We start from the raw sequence: 18,612 nt of genomic DNA, 5'->3' as shown, positions 1-18,612 counted from the left end.
GAGCGTGGATAAACCGTGGATTTTGCATACCGGTCTGATATCGGCCAACAACGCAAAGAAAATGAAGATTACGTCGGGGTTTTTAAGAACACCGCGGGGATTAATTTTGCCATTGTTGCGGATGGCATTGGTGGTCATCAAGGTGGCGATGTGGCGTCAGAAATGGCGGTCTCGCACATGGGCTATCGGTTTGAAAATACCACCTTTAGCGACCCAACCGATGCTGTAAAATGGTTAGCCGCTGAAGTTCAAGATGAAAATCAGCATATTATTGAGAAGGCCCGTGAGTTTTCAGATTTAAACGGCATGGGGACGACGATGGTCGCAACCTTGATGTTTAATGATGAATTCTTGATGGCCAATATTGGCGACAGTCGTGGTTATTTATTCCGCGATGGTCAGTTGCAACAATTGACGGAGGATCACTCATTAGTTAACGAGCTGGTGAAGCGGGGTGAAATCTCGGCGGAACAAGCGCGGCAACATCCGCAAAAGAATATCATTACCCGGACACTCGGTATCTCACCGGATGCCGATATTGATACCAACTTGTATAAGATGATTCCGGGTGACCAGTTACTTTTATGTTCAGATGGATTAACAAACATGGTTACGGATCAACAACTGACGACCGTTTTACAATCTGATCAACCCGTTGCTGATAAGTGCGCTACGTTGATCAAGTTGGCTAATTCAGCTGGCGGTTACGACAATATCACAGCTTTAATTGTGGCTGTGGATGGTGAGGTGGCCAGTAAATGACACCCAACTACACACTTAGCGGACGGTATCGCATTATCCGGTCTTTAGGTGAAGGTGGTATGGCGAATGTTTACTTGGCGCATGACTTAATATTGGACCGTGATGTGGCGGTGAAACTGCTGCGACTGGACTTGCGCGATGATCCGAAGACCATCAAGCGGTTTCAGCGTGAAGCGCTCGCCACCACGGAGCTTGTCCACCCGCACATCGTGAGTTTATATGATGTCGGCGAAGAAAATGGGATGCAGTACTTGGTGATGGAGTACGTCAAAGGGATGGACTTGAAGAATTACATTAAAGAACGTTTCCCGTTGCCGCTTCAACAAGTTATTGACATCATGGAACAAATATTAAGTGCGGTCGCCACGGCGCATGCGCATAACATTATTCATCGCGATTTAAAACCGCAAAACATTTTAATTGATGAAAATGGCAATGCTAAAATTACGGACTTTGGGATTGCTGTCGCCTTATCTGAACATACGATGACCCAAACGAATACGATCTTAGGGTCCGTGCACTATTTATCGCCGGAACAAGCCCGTGGTAGTATGGCTACTAAGCAGTCTGACATTTATTCACTGGGCATTATTTTATATGAGATGTTAACCGGGTCGGTGCCCTTTAAAGGAGAAACCGCCGTCTCGATTGCATTAAAGCACTTTCAAAGTGAGATGCCATCGGTTCGCGACTATGACAGTCAGATTCCGCAAGCGTTAGAAAACGTGGTCTTACAAGCCACGGCTAAAGACCCGCGGGATCGGTATGCCACGGTTGAAGATATGGCTAACGATCTTTTGACTACCTTATCCACGCTGCGAACGGGTGAAAAACGGTTTGAACCTAAAGATTTTGGAAATGATGAGACAAAGATCATGCCGAGTGCCCAGATTGCGGCTGCGATTGACGCACATCGGCAAGCTGAAGCAACCCAGGCGATGCCGAAATTGTCTGCACAAACGACAACGCCACCCACTGAACCAGCATCAACACCAGCTGATGAGTCCCCGTTACCCAAACGGTCATGGTCCAAACGTCATCCGTTTCGGCGTAAACTATTGATTATTGGGGCGATTGTACTGCTATTGTTGGGCGCTCTAGGTGTTGGCTTAGAACTTAGTCGGCCCAAAGAAACCACGGTACCGCGAGTTTCAGGCTTGACCCAAGCGTCAGCGGCGAAGCTATTGGCGAAGCATCATTTGTCAGTCGGCACGGTCAAACGGGTCAAAAGTAATCGCGTGGCGAAAAACCATGTGATTAAAAGTTTGCCGGGAGCACGGTCAACGGTCCAAGAACGGTCACGGATTAATCTGACCCTCAGTAATGGGTCGAAAAAGATTAGCTTTGGCAACTATGTCAATGAGACTTATACCGACGTGAAACGTGATTTGGAAGCAAATGGGTTTGACGTTAAAGAACGGTTCAGTACGTCTGAAGTTGCGACGGGTCAAATCATTAGTCAAGATGTCGTGGCTAATAGTCAAGTGTTGCCTAGTAAAACAACCGTGACGTTTACGGTTAGTTCTGGTAGTCGGCTAGTGACGCTGAAAGATTTAACGGGTGAAAGCCGCAGTGATATCTTGAATTATGCGCACAGCAATCGCTTGAATGTTGATCTCAAGCGGGGGTACTCAGACGAACAGAAAACGGGCTATTCTTATTCACAATCGCCAGAAGGTGGGACTGAAGTGCGGGCCGGGGCGACGATTACGGTTAATATGTCAAAAGGTAATCGGCCAACTAGCAGTACGCCAACCAAGAGCTTTTATGTCAAAACGACAGTTCCTTACCAAACGTTAACGACGGCGACGTCGCAATCCAATGATGTCAAAGTCTATATTCAAGATGATAGTCATCTAATTTCGTCGCTGTATCGCGATCTGACCATTACGCGGGATACCCGCTTAAGCATTCCGTTCCAATTATCTGGTAAACAAGTTGGACAGTATCGGATTGTTTGCAATGGGACCGTGGTGGATGAGAATTTAAAGGTAACTAACAAAGATGCAACTAATTAATCACTAAAAAAGTCATGCTTCGGCATGACTTTTTTAGATTATCTTTGGTACAATAGGTTATAAAGTTAAAAGTGGACCGTACCAAATAAAAAATAAGGTGGTGCTAGTTTGAAAATTGGACAAATTCGCCAATCCCTAAGCGGCTTTTATGACGTGTATGCGGATGGCCAACTCTATCGGACCCGGGCGCGAGGGAATTTTCGCAAGCGTCGGATTACCCCATTAGTAGGGGATCAAGTTGAGTTTGATAGTACAACGCCTCAAGAGGGGTATATTTTAAAAGTGTTAGCGCGTGAGACCGAACTGGTACGGCCGCCAGTCGCTAATGTTGATTTGGCTATTGTGGTGACAGCCACGACGGCCCAGGAATTTTCAACCAATTTACTTGATCGACAATTAGTTGCTTTGGAGGTGGCTGGTATTCAACCAGTCATTTACATGGCCAAGACGGATTTACTCAGCGATGAGGTGTACGCTCAGCGTGCAACATTGGCAGCGGCGTATGAAGCGATTGGGTATCAAGTAGTGATGGACCGCGCGGCCTTTGCACCTAGTGCGATGACCGCCATTAAACAAGCGTTGGCGGGTCACGTCGCCGTGGTCATGGGTCAGACTGGGGCTGGTAAATCAACGTTGTTGAATCATTTACGACCGGGCTTGGACTTAGCGACGGGTGAAATCTCACAAGCTTTAAATCGTGGGAAACATACGACCCGGAAGATTAGCTTGATTGAGATTGCGGATGGGTTAGTTGCGGATACCCCCGGTTTTTCGTCATATGAAGTCTTTGATATTGCTGCTAACGAACTGACGCATTATTTCCCAGAATACGTCCGCCTAAGTGCTGATTGTAAGTATCGTGGCTGTGTGCATATCAATGAACCGAAGTGCGCGGTAAAAGCGGCTTTAGCGGCTGGCGAATTGCTGCAATCGCGTTACGATGATTATTTACAATTCTATGAAACGATTAAAAATAAAAAAGTGATTTATAACAAGAAAAAGTAATTTAAAAAGTGAGTGAAGACTAATGATAAAAATTGCCCCTTCAATTTTAAGCGCTGATTTTGCCAACTTGCAACGCGATGTTGAGTTGGTTGATCGTGCGGGCGTCGATGCGCTACACATTGATATCATGGATGGCCAGTTTGTGCCTAATTTATCTTTTGGGATGAGTATGGTGGCCGCCTTACGTCCGGTGACCTCCTTACCATTAGATTGTCATTTGATGATTGTTGAACCAGAACGGTTTGTCCAACAGTTTGCCCAAGCTGGCGCAGACTTGATTGGGGTGCATGTTGAAAGTACGCACCATATTTATCACGTGTTACAGTTAATCCGCCAGGCTGGCGCTAAAGCTGAAGTTGTGGTTAATCCGGGAACTCCGATTAGCCAGATTGTGGATTTGTTGCCATTAGTCGATCAAGTGCTAGTGATGACGGTTAATCCTGGCTTTGGCGGTCAACATTTCTTAACGCCGATGTTGAAAAAGATCCACGCACTTGAACAATTAAAGCAACAAGGCGGTTATGACTTTGACATCGAAGTCGATGGTGGCATTAACGAAAAGACGGCCAAATTATGTTATGATGCGGGTGCAACCGTGGCTGTGGCCGGGTCTTATATTTATGACAGTCAGGAACCAGAACAACGGATTCAAGATTTAAAGGTGGCGACAAACTAATGACGACAACGGTTAGATTGTTAGTTGGGGGACCAACCACAAGTTGGCCAACGAATCTAGCCCAGTTACCCGGTCCTTGGGTGGGGGCAGATCGTGGTGCGTTACGATTAGTGAAGTTAGGCATTCAACCGACGATTGCGGTCGGGGACTTTGATTCAATTGATGATCGGGAGTTAGCCACGGTTAAACAGGCCTTAACGGGCACGGTCGTTGTTAAACCGGATCAGGATCAAACCGATACGCAATTGGCGGTTAAGACGATTTTTAACCGGTTACAACCCGATGAGTTGGTGATTTATGGTGCCACAGGTGGTCGCTTAGATCATTTGTTAGCCAATCTATGGCTAGTATTAGACCCACAGTTTCGGGCTTGGGCGCCTAAGATAAAATTGGTTGACTTGCAAAATACGGTACAATTCTTTTTGCCAGGGGATTATACGTTGACAAAAGAAGCCGATAAAAAGTATTTAGCATTTGTGCCAATGCTACCAACACATTTAACGTTGCGCGATGCTAAGTATCAACTACATGACGCTTATAATGATTATCCAATCTCATGGGCTAGCAACGAATTTGTGGGCACGACGAGTCACTTTAGCTTCGATCAAGGAGTTGTTGCCGTGATTCAGAGTTGTGATGCCAAAAAGTAGTCGCTATTAATAACGATGTAAATTAAAAAATGATCGGTCGTATTTTGAGGTAAACTCGAAATGATTACCGATCATTTTTTATTAACGCGATGATAGTTAGTACACATTTTAGTTGGCCTAGGACTTTATGTCAGGCATGTCGGCACTTAGTAGGACTTGAATGGTGTAAACGTAAAAATGTGCTTTGGTTTTCCAGTAGCTACCCATCCAAATTGTTGCGGTAAGAAAATCAATCATGATTTAACCGAGCAAAAGGATTTAGAGTCATTGAAACATCAATACGACTTAGCCACGGCATTGGTCGGTAATAGTAATGGACCTAAAGTCTTCTCCGACTATGTTAAGCTGCGATATAATGATCCTATAGAATCACGTTCAATACCGATAGTCGTGCGTATAATTAGAATGCCGCTGTTGTAGGGTACTGTCATGATCAGAAAATCAAGAAGGCCGCTTTAAAGAAAATGTAATTACGATTAATCGTACTAACAGAAAAAACGACCCGCCGATTTTGAAAATCAACGGGTCGTTTTCTAAAGTTTATAAAAAGTTGGGACTGAATGCTGGATTTTGGGTAACAAAAAACGCCACGCGCAAAATTTTGCGGTGCCGCTTTGTTGCGCTAAACGCGCGTTACTTTACCTGATTTCAAAGTCCGAGCTGAAACCCAAACCTTCTTTGGTTTACCATCAACTAAAATGCGAACTTTTTGCAAGTTAGCTTTCCAGCTGCGGCGGCTGTGGTTCAAAGCATGAGAACGCGAGTTACCAAAGTGCGTCCGTTTGCCTGTAACGAAGTCTTTTGCCATGTTGATCTGCCTCCTTCGGTAATCATTGATAAAAGGTCGATGCTTTATCATTCACTAGAATAATTTATCATAGATTAATAAAGGTTGCAATACATTTCTATCAAGTAATTTTACTTTACTGCTAAATTCGGTCATTTCGGGCTTTCAAACGGCAGGCGCTTAATTTTTCTTTCACTGGTTGTTGTGCTATGATAAACTATCGTAAATGAACGCGTTAAAACAAGGAGGCTATTTTCATGGCTGTCAAAATCAAAACGCAATTTGGAACAATCGATATTGATAACGATGTGATTGCGACGGTAGTTGGCGGAGCAGCAACGGATAACTACGGAGTCGTTGGTATGGCTAGTCGTAACCAAATTCGTGATAACTTAAATGAAATTTTACGCCGCGAAAACTTTGCACGAGGTGTGGTTGTCCGGCAAGAAGATAATGGGGTGGCGATTGAAGTCAACATTATCGTCAGTTATGGGACCAAAATCTCAGAAGTTTCCCGGAACGTGCAAGCCAAGGTCAAATATAACTTACAAAACATGCTTGGCGTTGCGGCCAATTCGGTCAACGTCATTGTCCAAGGTGTTCGGGTAATGAACGACTAATCGAAATTGGTGTGAGCCAAGGAGGAATTTTGAAATTGAAAATCACCAAGATAACGAATCTTGAATTCGGCAAGATGGTGCAGGCGGCTTCACAAAAGCTGAACCAACGCGCTGAATTTATTAATTCTCTAAATGTATTCCCAGTGCCAGATGGTGATACTGGGACCAATATGAGTTTATCAATGGCGAGTGGCGCGAAGTATGAGCGTGACGAAACCAGTACCAAAGTTGGCGACTTAGCGTCAGCGTTAGCTAAAGGACTATTAATGGGTGCGCGGGGTAATTCCGGCGTTATTTTATCGCAGATTTTCCGGGGCTTTTCTAAAAATGTCGCTGGTAAGGAAGTCTTGGATGCTAATGATTTAGCAGAAGCCTTCGCTGCGGGTGCTCAGACGGCCTATAAAGCCGTTATGAAGCCAACTGAAGGAACTATCCTAACTGTAATTCGGAAAGCGGCTGGTGCCGGTAAAGACGCCGTTAAGCAGTCGGACGATATCTGTGTGGTTATGACAGCCGTGGTGACTGCTGCGGAAGCCGCTTTGAAGTCGACACCGGACTTGCTACCCGTTTTAAAGCAAGTTGGGGTTGTGGATTCTGGTGGCCAAGGGTTAACCTTTGTCTTAGAAGCCTTTAGTGATGCCTTAAGTGGGAAAGTTGATGAATCAACAGACTACAAGCCGGACGATGCTGAGATGGATTCGATGATTGATGCCGCCCATCACCAAAGTGTACAGGGTAAGCTTGATCCGAATGATATTAAGTATGGTTACTGTACTGAAATCATGGTTCGAATCGGTGATGGTAAATTAGTTGATCAAAAATTCGACTATGATACTTTCTATGATTATTTAGCTAAGCTGGGTGATTCTTTACTCGTGATTAACGATGATGAAATCGTTAAAGTTCATGTGCATACGGAGCATCCTGGTGATGTCATGACCTGGGGCCAACGTTTTGGGGCTTTGATTAAAGTCAAAGTTGATAACATGCGGCTACAACAAGAAACCATTATGGAACACGATGAAACGGAACAAGCTGCGGCCGTTACGACACCAGTTGAACCCAAGCCTGATATGCACGGCTATGCCATCGTGTCGATTTCATCCGGTAATGGTATCGGTAAGTTGTTCCAAGGCCTGGGAGTCACGGACATTATTGCCGGTGGTCAGACGATGAATCCTAGTACCGCTGATATCGTTAAAGCGGTGAATGCTAGTGGCGCGGATAAAGCGTTAGTGTTGCCCAACAATAAGAACATCTTTTTAGCTGCGGAACAAGCCGCGGAAGTTGCGGATATTCCGGTAAAAATCGTGCATAGCAAGACGATCTCGCAAGGGATGACTGCCATGTTGGCGTTTAATCCAGAAGCCGACTTAGCTGATAACCAAGCTGAAATGGAAGATACGTTGGATACGGTGGTCAGTGGTCAAGTGACGCATGCCGTGCGTGATACGACGATTGATGGCTTGGAAATCCATAAAGACGATTTCATGGGCTTAGTTGATGGTAAGATCGTGGTAACCGATGCTGATCGGCAAACGACGACGGTCGAAATGGTCAAGCAGATGCTCGATGAAGATAGTGAATTAGTCACGATCTTTTACGGCGCGGATGCGACTAAAGCCGATGCTGACAAGTTAGCGTCAGCGGTGGAAGCCTTGGATGATGAATTAGAAATTGAAATTCATGAAGGCGACCAACCAGTTTATCCATTCCTGATTTCGGTTGAATAGCGGACTTAACTGATTTAATTAAACATGCAATCAAAATGGTCGGTAATACTTGGGGTAGTCCAAGCTATTACCGACCATTTTAACTTGCTGACAGTCAGGTTTCTGATGAGCTAACAACGCAAATCGCGTGAGATTTTGGTATAATAAAACTATTATAGATTAAAGTTATCATTGATTAAATTGTCGTCAAGATACGCTTAGTACTAGTTAGATTAAGTGGGCCAACACCGGTAAGTGGCAAGTTTAACTAGCACCAAACGTGTCTAAAGAAAGGGGGCCACATGATGGCGATTGCATTATCAGATCCAGTCGGGGTTATGACTGGAGTTGGACCAACGCGGCAAAAAGCTTTGGCCGAGCTAGGAATTAATACCGTGGCTGATCTATTGACTTATTACCCCTTTCGGTATGAAGATTTACAAGTAAAAGATATTAATGAAATTGCAGACCAAGAAAAAGTGACGCTTAAAGGCACGGTGGCGTCTGAGCCAGTCCTAGCGCGATTTGGCCGTAAGAAGAACCGCTTGAACTTTCGGCTGCTAATTGACCATGATGTCTATATGATTACGTTTTTTAATCAGCCGTACTTGATGAAGCAGATTGAAACTGGCCAGGATTTAGCCGTTTATGGGAAGTGGGATGCGACCCGTAACAGCATGACTGGCATGAAGATTATCAATCCTAACAAGGCGGATCAAGCATTTGGTTCGATTTATCCCGCTAGTAAGTCGATTCGCCAAGGCACGCTCCAAAAGTTAATTAAACAAGCTTATGAGACTTACGGCGACCAAATTGTCGACATTGTGCCGGCACCGTTGATTGCAAAGTATCGGCTGCTACCACGGCGACAAATGATTCATGATATGCATTTTCCGGCCAGTCAGGCAGCTTCAGCGGCCGCCCGGCGTTCAGCGACCTATGAAGAGTTTTTGCTGTTTCAAATGCAGATGCAGGCCTTGAAACAGGCTGATCGTGAAACGGATGGGATTGCGATTCATTATGATAACGACGCGCTAAAGGCGTTTATTAAGACGTTACCGTTTGAATTGACTCACGCGCAAAAGCGGGTGGTTAATGAAATTTGTTTGGATTTGAAGTCGCCTAAGCATATGAACCGCTTACTGCAAGGTGACGTGGGTTCTGGGAAAACGATTGTCGCCGCCATCGTGATGTATGCGGCGATTACAGCGGGTTATCAGGCGGCATTAATGGCGCCAACGGAAATCTTAGCGGAGCAGCACGCTAATAACTTAGCCCGAGTCTTTGCGGATACGCCGGTCAATGTGGCATTACTGACGGGGTCAACCAAGCCAGCTGCGCGGAAAACTTTGTTGGCTGCTTTGGCGGATGGTGAGATTAACCTATTGATCGGGACTCATGCCCTCATCCAAGATGGGGTGGATTATGCCAATTTAGGGTTGGTTATTACTGATGAGCAACATCGATTTGGGGTTAACCAACGGGCTGAATTCCGACAAAAAGGCCATCAACCGGACGCTTTAGCGATGACGGCCACGCCGATTCCGCGAACTTTAGCGATTACCGCTTATGGAGAGATGGACGTTTCAGAAATCGATGAGTTGCCGGCAGGTCGGCAACCAATTCAGACGACTTGGGTACGAAGTAATCAGGCCAATTCCGCATTAAGCTTCGTACGTAAGCAGTTAGCGGCCGGCTCACAAGTCTATGTGGTTACGCCGTTAATTGAAGAATCAGAAACTTTGGATGTTAAGAATGCTGAAGCACTATCGGCTAATTTGCAGGAATACTTTGCGCCGGATTATCAGGTCGGGCTATTACATGGCCGGATGAAGCCGGATGAAAAAGAAGCCATCATGGCTGACTTTAAAGCGAATAAGATTCAATTATTGGTGTCCACGACCGTCATTGAAGTCGGGGTGGATGTTAAGAATGCGACTGTGATGATGATTTATGACGCGGACCGCTTCGGCTTGGCGCAACTACACCAGTTGCGTGGTCGAGTTGGTCGAGGCGATAAAGCTTCATATTGCATCTTAGTTGCTGATCCGAAAAATCAGCAAGGTATCGAGCGGATGCAGATTATGACGGAAACGACTAATGGGTTTATCTTAGCCCAAAAAGATTTGGAGCTCCGTGGTTCCGGGGAGGTTCTCGGGGTCAAGCAATCAGGAATGCCAACCTTCAAGGTGGGCGATCCGATTGCTGATTTAACGGTCTTACAAGTCGCGCAACAAGATGCGCACGCGTTAGTTGCAACGCCAAATTGGGAGCAACAACCGGCCAACTTAGCGTTAGCCCAAGTTTTAAAAACGAAATTAGCAGCCGTGGGAACCTTAGATTAAGGACCCGTGACTGACACTGAGAGGAACTGGTGACAAAAATGGTAAAAATTGCAATTGATGCCATGGGTGGCGATCACGCGCCGCAAGCAATCATTGAAGGGGTCGAACAAGCCCGCGATTTATTTGAAGATACGATTTTCTTATTGTACGGCAAACGGGATGTGATCAATCAGTATTTGAAGAAGTGTGACCGGATTCAAGTCATCAACGCGGATGAAGTGATTACCATGGAAGATGAACCGGTTCGGGCAGTTCGACGTAAGAAGAACTCTTCAATCGTGATGGCTGCACAAGCAGTTAAGGATGGTCAGGCCGATGCCTTTTTCTCAGCCGGTAACTCTGGGGCGGTCTTAGCCGCCGGGTTATTTATCGTTGGTCGGATCAAAGGGATTGATCGTCCCGGCTTGGTCACAGCCTTGCCAGTTGTCCGGAATGCCAAGCAATCAAACTTTGTCATGATGGATATTGGTGCCAACGCTGACAGCAAGCCAACCAACTTACAACAATATGCCATCTTGGGGACGTATTACGCTGAACGGATGATGTATGCCAAGCATCCACGCGTGGCGTTACTAAATAACGGAACCGAAGATGACAAGGGGAACAAGGTGCATAAAGCGGCGTTTGATCTTTTACAACAAACCGCGGATATTAACTTTGTTGGTAATGTGGAATCCCGCGACTTGTTAAATGGGGTCGCTGACGTGGTTGTGACGGATGGTTTTACGGGTAATGCCGTCTTAAAGAGTATCGAAGGCACGGCCCGGTCAATGCTCGGCTTGGTCAAAGATGCTGTTTATAATACCGGCATCGGTGGCAAACTTGGTGGGCTATTGTTAAAGAACGGTTTCAATCAGATTCGCTCACAAATGGATTATTCCCAATATGGTGGGGCCGTCTTGTTAGGCTTGAAAGCGCCAGTTGTCAAGGCGCATGGCTCTAGCAAGGCCCCAACAATTGTGAATACCATCCGACAAATTCGCCAAATGGTCAGCACGGATATCGTCCCAGGGGTGGCCGATTACTATGCTAACCAACAAGCTAATCAGGCGGCAGGTGTAGACAAGCCGGCCGAAAACGATTAGAATACTTTAGTGAATTTAAGTTAGCGAGGGATATTCGAATGACAAAAGAAGAAATTTTTAACAAAATTGCCGGCATCATCGCCGACCGCTTTGAAGTTGACCAGAGTAAGGTCACTAACGAAATGAACCTACAACAAGACTTGGACGCGGATTCAATTGATTTCGTTGAATTTGTTTTGGAACTTGAAGATACTTTCGGTAGTGAAATTTCTGATGAAGATGCTGAAAAGTTGAACACGGTTGGTGAAGTTGTCGATTACGTGGCAGCTCATCAAGCTAAATAAGTGGTTATTAGTTATAAATGCAAAAGCAGCCCTTTCGTAGGCGCTGCTTTTAATTTGCACTGATTTCTAGTGGATCATGATTAATTTTCGCTCCGGACGGGCTGGGCTGATGCTGGAACGTGGTGGCCGCGTTTTCGAGCCGAGGAGCGGTCTCGAAAGCCGGGCTTTTACTAGGCCGGGGAAAATCACCCCAACCAAGTAAAATTTCACCACTGAGCATCACCCAGCCCGTCCTGCACTAGTTGACGGGATTATTGGCGATTAGGTGTGAAATTAAGTTTAGGAGAAGTCTAATTGAAAATATGTGATTTTGAGCGGTATCAATCGGTTGTTATGAGGCTGACTAATTGAAAAAACAGCGGGGTCGCAATTGCTAAAACTGTTGATTAACTTTCAGGTGTAGTTTCATTGAAAGTACATTGATGTCGCTTATAAACGTTGTTATAACATACTCAGTAATCGATAAATAAAATGGCCTTTAGGTGATTCTCAGCCAAAAGTATGATCATTATTAGCGTGGGGCGGGCAGAATGGCGCTCAGTGGTGTCGTTTGACTTAGAGCGGCTTAGTCAAAGCCCGGCTGGGAAGCCCGCACGATGGCTGCCAAACGTGGCCACCACGTTCCAGCGTCAATTCTGACCAACCGTAGCGACAAATTTAACCAATCCACGACACAAAATCCTAATTTTCCCCGGATAAAATTGTTAATGAAACCACAATCATAGTATAATAGTTTAACGTATCGGTATTTTAATTATGAAAGGATGCTACCCATGATTACAGAATTAGCAGCAATGCTGCAAGAACGCTTTGGTATTACCTTTAAGAACCCTGATTTATTGGCGGAAGCTTTTACACAAGCGTCATATGTCAATGAACATCAAGAACAACCGTTAAAATTTTACGAACGGGTCGAATTTTTGGGGGATGCCGTCTTGGAATTGATCGTATCCGAATATTTATACAAACGGTATAAAGACATGCCCCAAGGTAAGTTGACTCGCTTACGGGCAGCGATGGTCTGTGAAGACAGTTTCGCTAGCTTTGCCCGTGAGTGTGACTTTCCACAGTATATTCGCCTCGGTAAGGGTGAACAAAAAGCGCGGGCGTGGGAACGGGATTCATTACTTTGCGATATTTTTGAATCATTTGTTGGCGCTCTTTATTTGGACCAAGGCCGCGCGCCCGTTCAAAAGTTTGTCGAAACGGTGATCTTTCCTAAGTTGGATGAAGGCCGTTTTGATGGCGTCTTTGACTATAAGACTACGCTACAGGAATACTTACAACAATCCGGCGACGTTGAGATCGACTATCAATTAGTCGAACAAGATGGTCCCGCTAACGAACGCTCATATGAGATTGCGGTCGCTGCCAATGGTCAAAAGATTGGTGAAGGCTGGGGGCATTCCAAGAAGGAAGCCGAACAAAGTGCTGCGCGCCAAGCGTACACACAACTACAACAACGTCACGATTAATTACTAACAGGAAGTTTGGGTCGAATGCAACTTAAATCATTAGAAATCAGCGGCTTTAAATCTTTTGCCGATAAAACCAAAATTGATTTTCAAGCGGGCATGACCGGTATTGTCGGACCGAACGGCAGTGGGAAAAGTAACATTATCGAAGCGATTCGCTGGGTCTTAGGCGAGCAAGCGGTTAAAAGTTTACGGGGCACTAAAATGACGGATGTCATCTTTGCTGGTTCCGCCCACCGTAAGCCGTTGAATCTGGCCAAGGTCACCATCACGTTTGACAACAGTGATCACTTTTTACCACTGGATTACGCTGAAGTTAGTATCACGCGGAAGCTGTTTCGGAACGGCGATAGTGATTATTTAATTAATAATCAGAGCTGCCGCTTAAAAGATATCACCACGCTAATGGCCGACACGGGCCTTGGGAAAGACTCTTTTTCAGTTATTTCACAAGGACGGGTCGAAGCTGTTTTTAACGCGAAACCAGAAGATCGCCGTAGCATTATTGAAGATGTTGCCGGTGTCTTGAAGTATAAAAAAGATAAGTTAACCACCGAGTCAAAGCTCGCGGAAACCACGGATTATTTAGATCGTGTCAACGATATTATTGCGGAATTAGCCCAACAAAAAGGGCCGCTGGAAGAACAAGCTAGTCTAGCCCGCGATTATCAGGACCAAAAACAAAAGTACGATTATTTAGACCGGTCCCGTTTGGTTAAAAAGGTGACGATTGCGCATGATCAATTAGTGACGGTCAATACCCAATTAGCCAAAGCGAAGACCTTGATGCAGGACTATCAACGTCAAGCGCAAGTTGGTGCGACTAAGCTAGCGAAGTTTAAGGCACAACAAGCAGAACAATTACAATTAAAAGATCAACTGGCTGACCGCAACTTAGAACTAACTAAAACGATCGAAAATACTCAAGGTCAACAAGGCGTCGATGCGGAACGGCGGCAAAATCAACAAGCCACGCAGGCACGGTTGACGGCAACGTTACAGACGGCGACTCAGCAAGTTAATCAGTTGACGCAACAACGCGATGAGTTGACGGCTCAGCTAACCAAGCAACAACAAGCTGTCAAAACGAAGCAAGCGGCCGTCAATGAACTGACAACGGCCACGAGTGAACAGGGTCGGCAACAATTAGCTGATCAGTTAACGACCTTACGTAATGCGTTTATTGATGAGAAGCAAGTGCAAGCGTCGTTGAATAACGAAGCGAAAAACTTAACGAAACAGCATCAGCAAACTGGCAACCAAAGTGATGCGTTGGCGCAACGGTTAGCAACTGCACAAACGCAATTAAAGCAAGCCGAGACGACGGTCAATATTCAAAACCGGGATCAAAGCGCGCTTGCTAACCAAGTCACAGCGCAACAAACGTTGTTACAACAGCAACGTGATCAGCTTAAAACGAATGCAGTCCAAACCGATGATCAACAACAACGCTGGTTAGCAGCGGCGGGGATGATGGAAAAGGCTAAGTCACAATTAGAGACTTTGCAATCCGTTCAGGAACGTTATACGAACTTCTATGCTGGGGTTCGAACCGTTTTACAGCATCGACAACAGTTTCCTGGCGTTGACGGCGCAGTGTCCGAACTTTTAACCGTACCGAGTGATTACACCAAGGCAATTGAAGTGGCGTTAGGCGGTCAGTTGCAAAACATCGTCTGTGAAACGCAACAAGTAGCTAAAACGGTCGTAAATTTCCTAAAAACGCAACATTATGGCCGGGCAACGTTCTTACCAATCGACCGAATTCAAGCCCGACAATTGCCAAGCAACACTGTTCGTGATTTACAGCAGCAACCAGGGGTTTTAGGGATTGCGAGTGAACTCGTCAGCTGTGGAGATCGCCATGTGGCCATTAAACGCTATTTACTTGGGACCACGGTGATCGTTGATACTTTAGATCATGCACTGGCTTTATCACGGACGCGTCGGTTTCGTTGTAAGTTAGTCACGGTCGGTGGTGAAACGATTGCCGCGAGCGGGGCTATCACTGGTGGCGCCACACGGCATGATGATCAAGGCCTCTTGCAGCAACAACAACGCAGTGAACAGTTAGCTGCCGATATTGACAAGATGCAAGCAGCGTTGATTACGCACGAGCAAGCCCTAGCTAAAGCCAAACAAACGGCTAAGGACTTGACGGCGCAAGTTGAGACTACCCAGCAACGACTGAGTGATTTGAAGGATCGTTATAGCCAAGCGCAAGGGCAATTGCAGGCCGCTCAAAGTGAACAGCAACAGCTGGCTCGGCAAGTTAAAGCGTTGAATTATGAACAACAGCAACGCGCCGATGCCAATGACAGCTATGCGGATCAGGTAGCACGTAACCAGCAAGCTTTAGCTGATAATAAAGCGAAGCTCGCGGATTATGAACAACAGATGCACACGGTTGAACAACAACAAAATGATTATGAGCAGTATCAAAAAGCCCAAGCAGGTAAGTTACAAACACAACGTGAAGCACTAGTAACCTTGACGGAACATTGTAAGCAAACGCAACAACAAGTCAGTCAGTGTGCCCAACAGTTAGCTACGCAACAAACAGCTGTCACACAAGCCCAGTCAGAGCTGGCGACGGTTAAAGACACACTCAGCAGCCAACAATTGTCGGGACAAGAACGGACCGAACGCTTGGCGAGTGCCCAAGCTGACCAGCAAAAGGTAGTGGCCCAGCAAGCGACCGTTCAAGCGACCTTAACGGACTTGAATGATGCAGTTGCTGAGTTGAGTGATGATCAGACCCGGACGCAACAATTGGCCGCGGCCGCGACTGATGATTACCGGCGCCTAGAATTGAGTCAAACGAAGCTGACGGGTGAAGTCGAACATGCAACTGCTGATTTGAATGAAAAGTATCAGTTAACCGTTACGGCAGCCCAAGCCGATGTGAGTGACCTAGACTTACCAGCGATTACCGAACAATTAAAGCTGTTAAAACGCGGGTTAGATGAGATCGGCACCGTTAACTTAGGGGCGATTGATGAATTTGAGCGGGTCGCGCAACGTTATGACTTTTTAACCAGCCAAGCCGTTGATTTAAAAGCGGCTAAAGCGCACTTACTACAAACGATGGCTGACCTGGATGAGACGGTCGCTACCCGTTTCAAGACCGCGTTTGATCAAGTCGCGCAAGAATTCAGCCAGATCTTTGTCCAAATGTTTGGCGGTGGTAAAGCTGAGCTGATCTTGACGGATCCGGACAATTTATTGACCAGCGGGGTCGATATCATGGCGCAGCCGCCGGGCAAGAAGTTCCAACGATTAAGCCTATTATCTGGTGGTGAACGGGCCCTAACTGCGATTACCTTGTTATTTGCGATTTTGGCCGTACGACCAGTCCCGTTCAGTATTTTGGATGAGGCAGAAGCCGCGTTGGATGATGCGAACGTGGATCGTTTCAGCCAGTATTTGAATGATTTCCAGACGGGGACGCAATTTGTCATTATTACCCATCGGAAAGGCACTATGGTACATGCCAATGTCTTGTATGGGGTCACCATGGAAGAATCCGGCGTCTCAAAGATGGTCTCGGTATCCCTAGATGATTTAAAGGATCAGACCACGAAACCTAATTAAAGGAGCAATCAAAAAATGGGATTATTTAGTCGCCTTAAACAGGCTTTTAGTCAACCAGAGTCAACCGAACCGTCTCAAGCAGCGGCCGCTGAAAGCAGTGCCACTAGTACCGTTGCTAGCCAAGCTGAAGCTGTGACTAGCGCACCAGCTTCAGCGACTAGCAGCGTGGCCGCCGTTAGTGACGTCGCGGCTACCACGACTAGTACCGCCGTAACGCCAGAGTCACCGTCGAGTGCGGCATCAGAAACGGCCGCAGTTACGAGTTCGGTCACGGCCATGAGTCAGGTCAGCGAATCGGTCGCAACGAGTGCTGAAGCTGAACCGGTCAGTCACGAAATGACTGCGACTGAAAGTATGGCTGCGCGGATTAAAAGCGCGCAAGCTAGTGTGGCCAGCGCAACAGCGAGTTTAGCTGGTACGCAAGCGCATGACGTTGTGGCCAGCAGTGCCGCCGTTACGTCAGTTACCAGTGACGCGCCAAGGGCTAGTTCTGAAGCAGCAGTTTCACCGGTGTCTAATGTTGAACCGGCCGTGTCGGCGGCAACGGTGGTAGACTCAGAGGCCGCCACCACGTCAGCGGAACCAACGGAAGCTCAACGTTATGATGAAGGGTTAAAGAAATCGCGGAAGACTTTCGGCGATCGAATCAATGCCTTTTTAGCTAACTTCCGCCACGTTGATGAAGATTTCTTTGATGATTTGGAAGATACGCTGATCGAATCCGATGTTGGTTACGAGACGGCGATGCAGATTAGCGAAGACTTGCGTGATGAAGTTAAGCTTAAAAATGCTAAGAGTAAAAAAGAAATTTCGAGTGTTATTGTTGAAAAGTTAGTCGATATGTATGGTGAAGCTGGTGAAGGTGAAGATAATTCGATTCACTTAGCTGAGTCTGGTCCAACGGTGATCTTGTTTGTGGGGGTCAATGGGGCTGGTAAGACGACCACCATTGGTAAGATGGCCAACATGTACAAGCAACAAGGTAAAAAGGTTTTATTGGCGGCTTGTGATACGTTTAGAGCCGGGGCCATCCAACAACTCCAAGTTTGGGGTCAACGCGATGGTGTCGACGTGGTTGCCGGGGCCGAACGCAGTGATCCAGCGTCAGTTTGTTTTGATGCAGTCAAAAAAGCCAAAGCTGAAGACTACGACATTCTCTTCGTGGATACCGCGGGCCGCTTGCAGAATAAGGTCAACTTGATGAACGAGTTGGAAAAGATCAAACGGGTCATTACGCGTGAGATTCCAGCAGCACCCCAAGAAGTTTTATTAGTCTTGGATGCGACGACTGGTCAAAACGCCTTGAATCAAGCGAAGCTGTTCAAACAATCGACGGCGGTAACTGGCATCGTGTTAACCAAACTAGATGGGACCGCCCGTGGTGGGATTGTCCTGGCTATTCGTAACGAGCTCCATTTAGCTGTAAAGTATGTCGGCTTAGGTGAAAAGGTGACGGATTTACGGCCATTCAACGCCAACGACTTTGTCTATGGCTTATTTAAAGATGTGATCACTGGTTAGTCGGTGATGGAACGGTTTTTCGGGTGACGGAAGACCGTTTTTATTTTTTCATCAGAAATGGCAACAGTTAGTTGACGG

General features: G+C 46.3%; 14 protein-coding genes. 13 read left to right on the top strand and 1 reads right to left on the bottom strand.

All coding sequences use genetic code 11. From position 1 onward, the window contains the following. Positions 1–15 precede the first annotated feature (15 nt). From FFM80_RS05040 to FFM80_RS05020, 5 genes are all read left to right on the top strand, one after another. Entirely contained in the window at positions 16–762 is a 747-nt protein-coding gene (locus FFM80_RS05040) for a Stp1/IreP family PP2C-type Ser/Thr phosphatase (protein WP_137639804.1), read from the top strand. After that, complete coding sequence (gene pknB / locus FFM80_RS05035; RefSeq protein WP_137639803.1) at positions 759–2,780, top strand: Stk1 family PASTA domain-containing Ser/Thr kinase; 2,022 nt, start codon at positions 759–761, stop codon at positions 2,778–2,780. Before FFM80_RS05040 ends, pknB begins: the two co-directional genes overlap by 4 nt. A gap of 108 nt (positions 2,781–2,888) precedes the next feature. Next, the gene (rsgA, locus tag FFM80_RS05030; RefSeq protein WP_137639802.1) at positions 2,889–3,785 is read left to right on the top strand and encodes a ribosome small subunit-dependent GTPase A; all 897 of its coding nucleotides are present in this window, start codon (positions 2,889–2,891) and stop codon (positions 3,783–3,785) included. Between the two features lie 22 nt (positions 3,786–3,807). After that, positions 3,808–4,461 (top strand): ribulose-phosphate 3-epimerase, encoded by a 654-nt coding sequence (gene rpe, locus FFM80_RS05025; protein WP_137639801.1) that lies wholly within the window; start codon positions 3,808–3,810, stop codon positions 4,459–4,461. Beyond that, positions 4,461–5,111, top strand: coding sequence for a thiamine diphosphokinase (locus FFM80_RS05020; protein ID WP_137639800.1), 651 nt, complete (start codon positions 4,461–4,463; stop codon positions 5,109–5,111). The genes rpe and FFM80_RS05020 overlap by 1 nt, the downstream gene beginning before the upstream one ends. Positions 5,112–5,733: 622 nt before the next feature. On the opposite strand, the gene rpmB is transcribed toward FFM80_RS05020, so the two are convergent. Further along, complete coding sequence (gene rpmB, locus FFM80_RS05015; RefSeq protein WP_137607503.1) at positions 5,734–5,919, bottom strand: 50S ribosomal protein L28; 186 nt, start codon at positions 5,917–5,919, stop codon at positions 5,734–5,736. Positions 5,920–6,155: 236 nt separating this feature from the next. On the opposite strand from rpmB, the gene FFM80_RS05010 reads away from it, so the two are divergent. From FFM80_RS05010 to ftsY, 8 genes are all read left to right on the top strand, one after another. Beyond that, entirely contained in the window at positions 6,156–6,518 is a 363-nt protein-coding gene (locus tag FFM80_RS05010) for an Asp23/Gls24 family envelope stress response protein (RefSeq protein ID WP_105448342.1), read from the top strand. Between the two features lie 35 nt (positions 6,519–6,553). After that, positions 6,554–8,251, top strand: a complete 1,698-nt coding sequence (locus FFM80_RS05005; protein ID WP_137639799.1) for a DAK2 domain-containing protein — start codon at positions 6,554–6,556, stop codon at positions 8,249–8,251. A gap of 284 nt (positions 8,252–8,535) precedes the next feature. After that, the gene (recG, locus tag FFM80_RS05000) at positions 8,536–10,575 is read left to right on the top strand and encodes an ATP-dependent DNA helicase RecG (protein ID WP_137639798.1); all 2,040 of its coding nucleotides are present in this window, start codon (positions 8,536–8,538) and stop codon (positions 10,573–10,575) included. A gap of 38 nt (positions 10,576–10,613) precedes the next feature. Further along, positions 10,614–11,660: a phosphate acyltransferase PlsX gene (gene plsX / locus FFM80_RS04995; protein WP_137639797.1), complete on the top strand. Its 1,047-nt coding sequence runs from the start codon at positions 10,614–10,616 to the stop codon at positions 11,658–11,660. Positions 11,661–11,698: 38 nt separating this feature from the next. Beyond that, a complete protein-coding gene (acpP, locus tag FFM80_RS04990; protein ID WP_137635190.1) occupies positions 11,699–11,944 on the top strand; it encodes an acyl carrier protein in 246 nt (81 codons plus the stop codon). 773 nt (positions 11,945–12,717) lie between these two features. Beyond that, positions 12,718–13,419, top strand: coding sequence for a ribonuclease III (gene rnc, locus FFM80_RS04985; RefSeq protein ID WP_137639796.1), 702 nt, complete (start codon positions 12,718–12,720; stop codon positions 13,417–13,419). Positions 13,420–13,443: 24 nt separating this feature from the next. Further along, positions 13,444–17,013 (top strand): chromosome segregation protein SMC, encoded by a 3,570-nt coding sequence (smc, locus tag FFM80_RS04980; protein ID WP_137639795.1) that lies wholly within the window; start codon positions 13,444–13,446, stop codon positions 17,011–17,013. Between the two features lie 15 nt (positions 17,014–17,028). Next, positions 17,029–18,534 carry a signal recognition particle-docking protein FtsY gene (ftsY, locus tag FFM80_RS04975; protein ID WP_137639794.1) on the top strand — a complete coding sequence of 502 codons (1,506 nt, stop codon included), beginning with the start codon at positions 17,029–17,031 and terminating at the stop codon, positions 18,532–18,534. The last annotated feature ends 78 nt before the right edge of the window (positions 18,535–18,612 follow it).

It is taken from the genome of Lactiplantibacillus dongliensis (genome assembly GCF_005405105.1).
Taxonomy (GTDB): Bacteria; Bacillota; Bacilli; order Lactobacillales; family Lactobacillaceae; genus Lactiplantibacillus; species Lactiplantibacillus dongliensis.
Note: the sequence above shows the minus strand (reverse complement) of the source record. Positions and strands in the feature narration are given on the sequence as shown.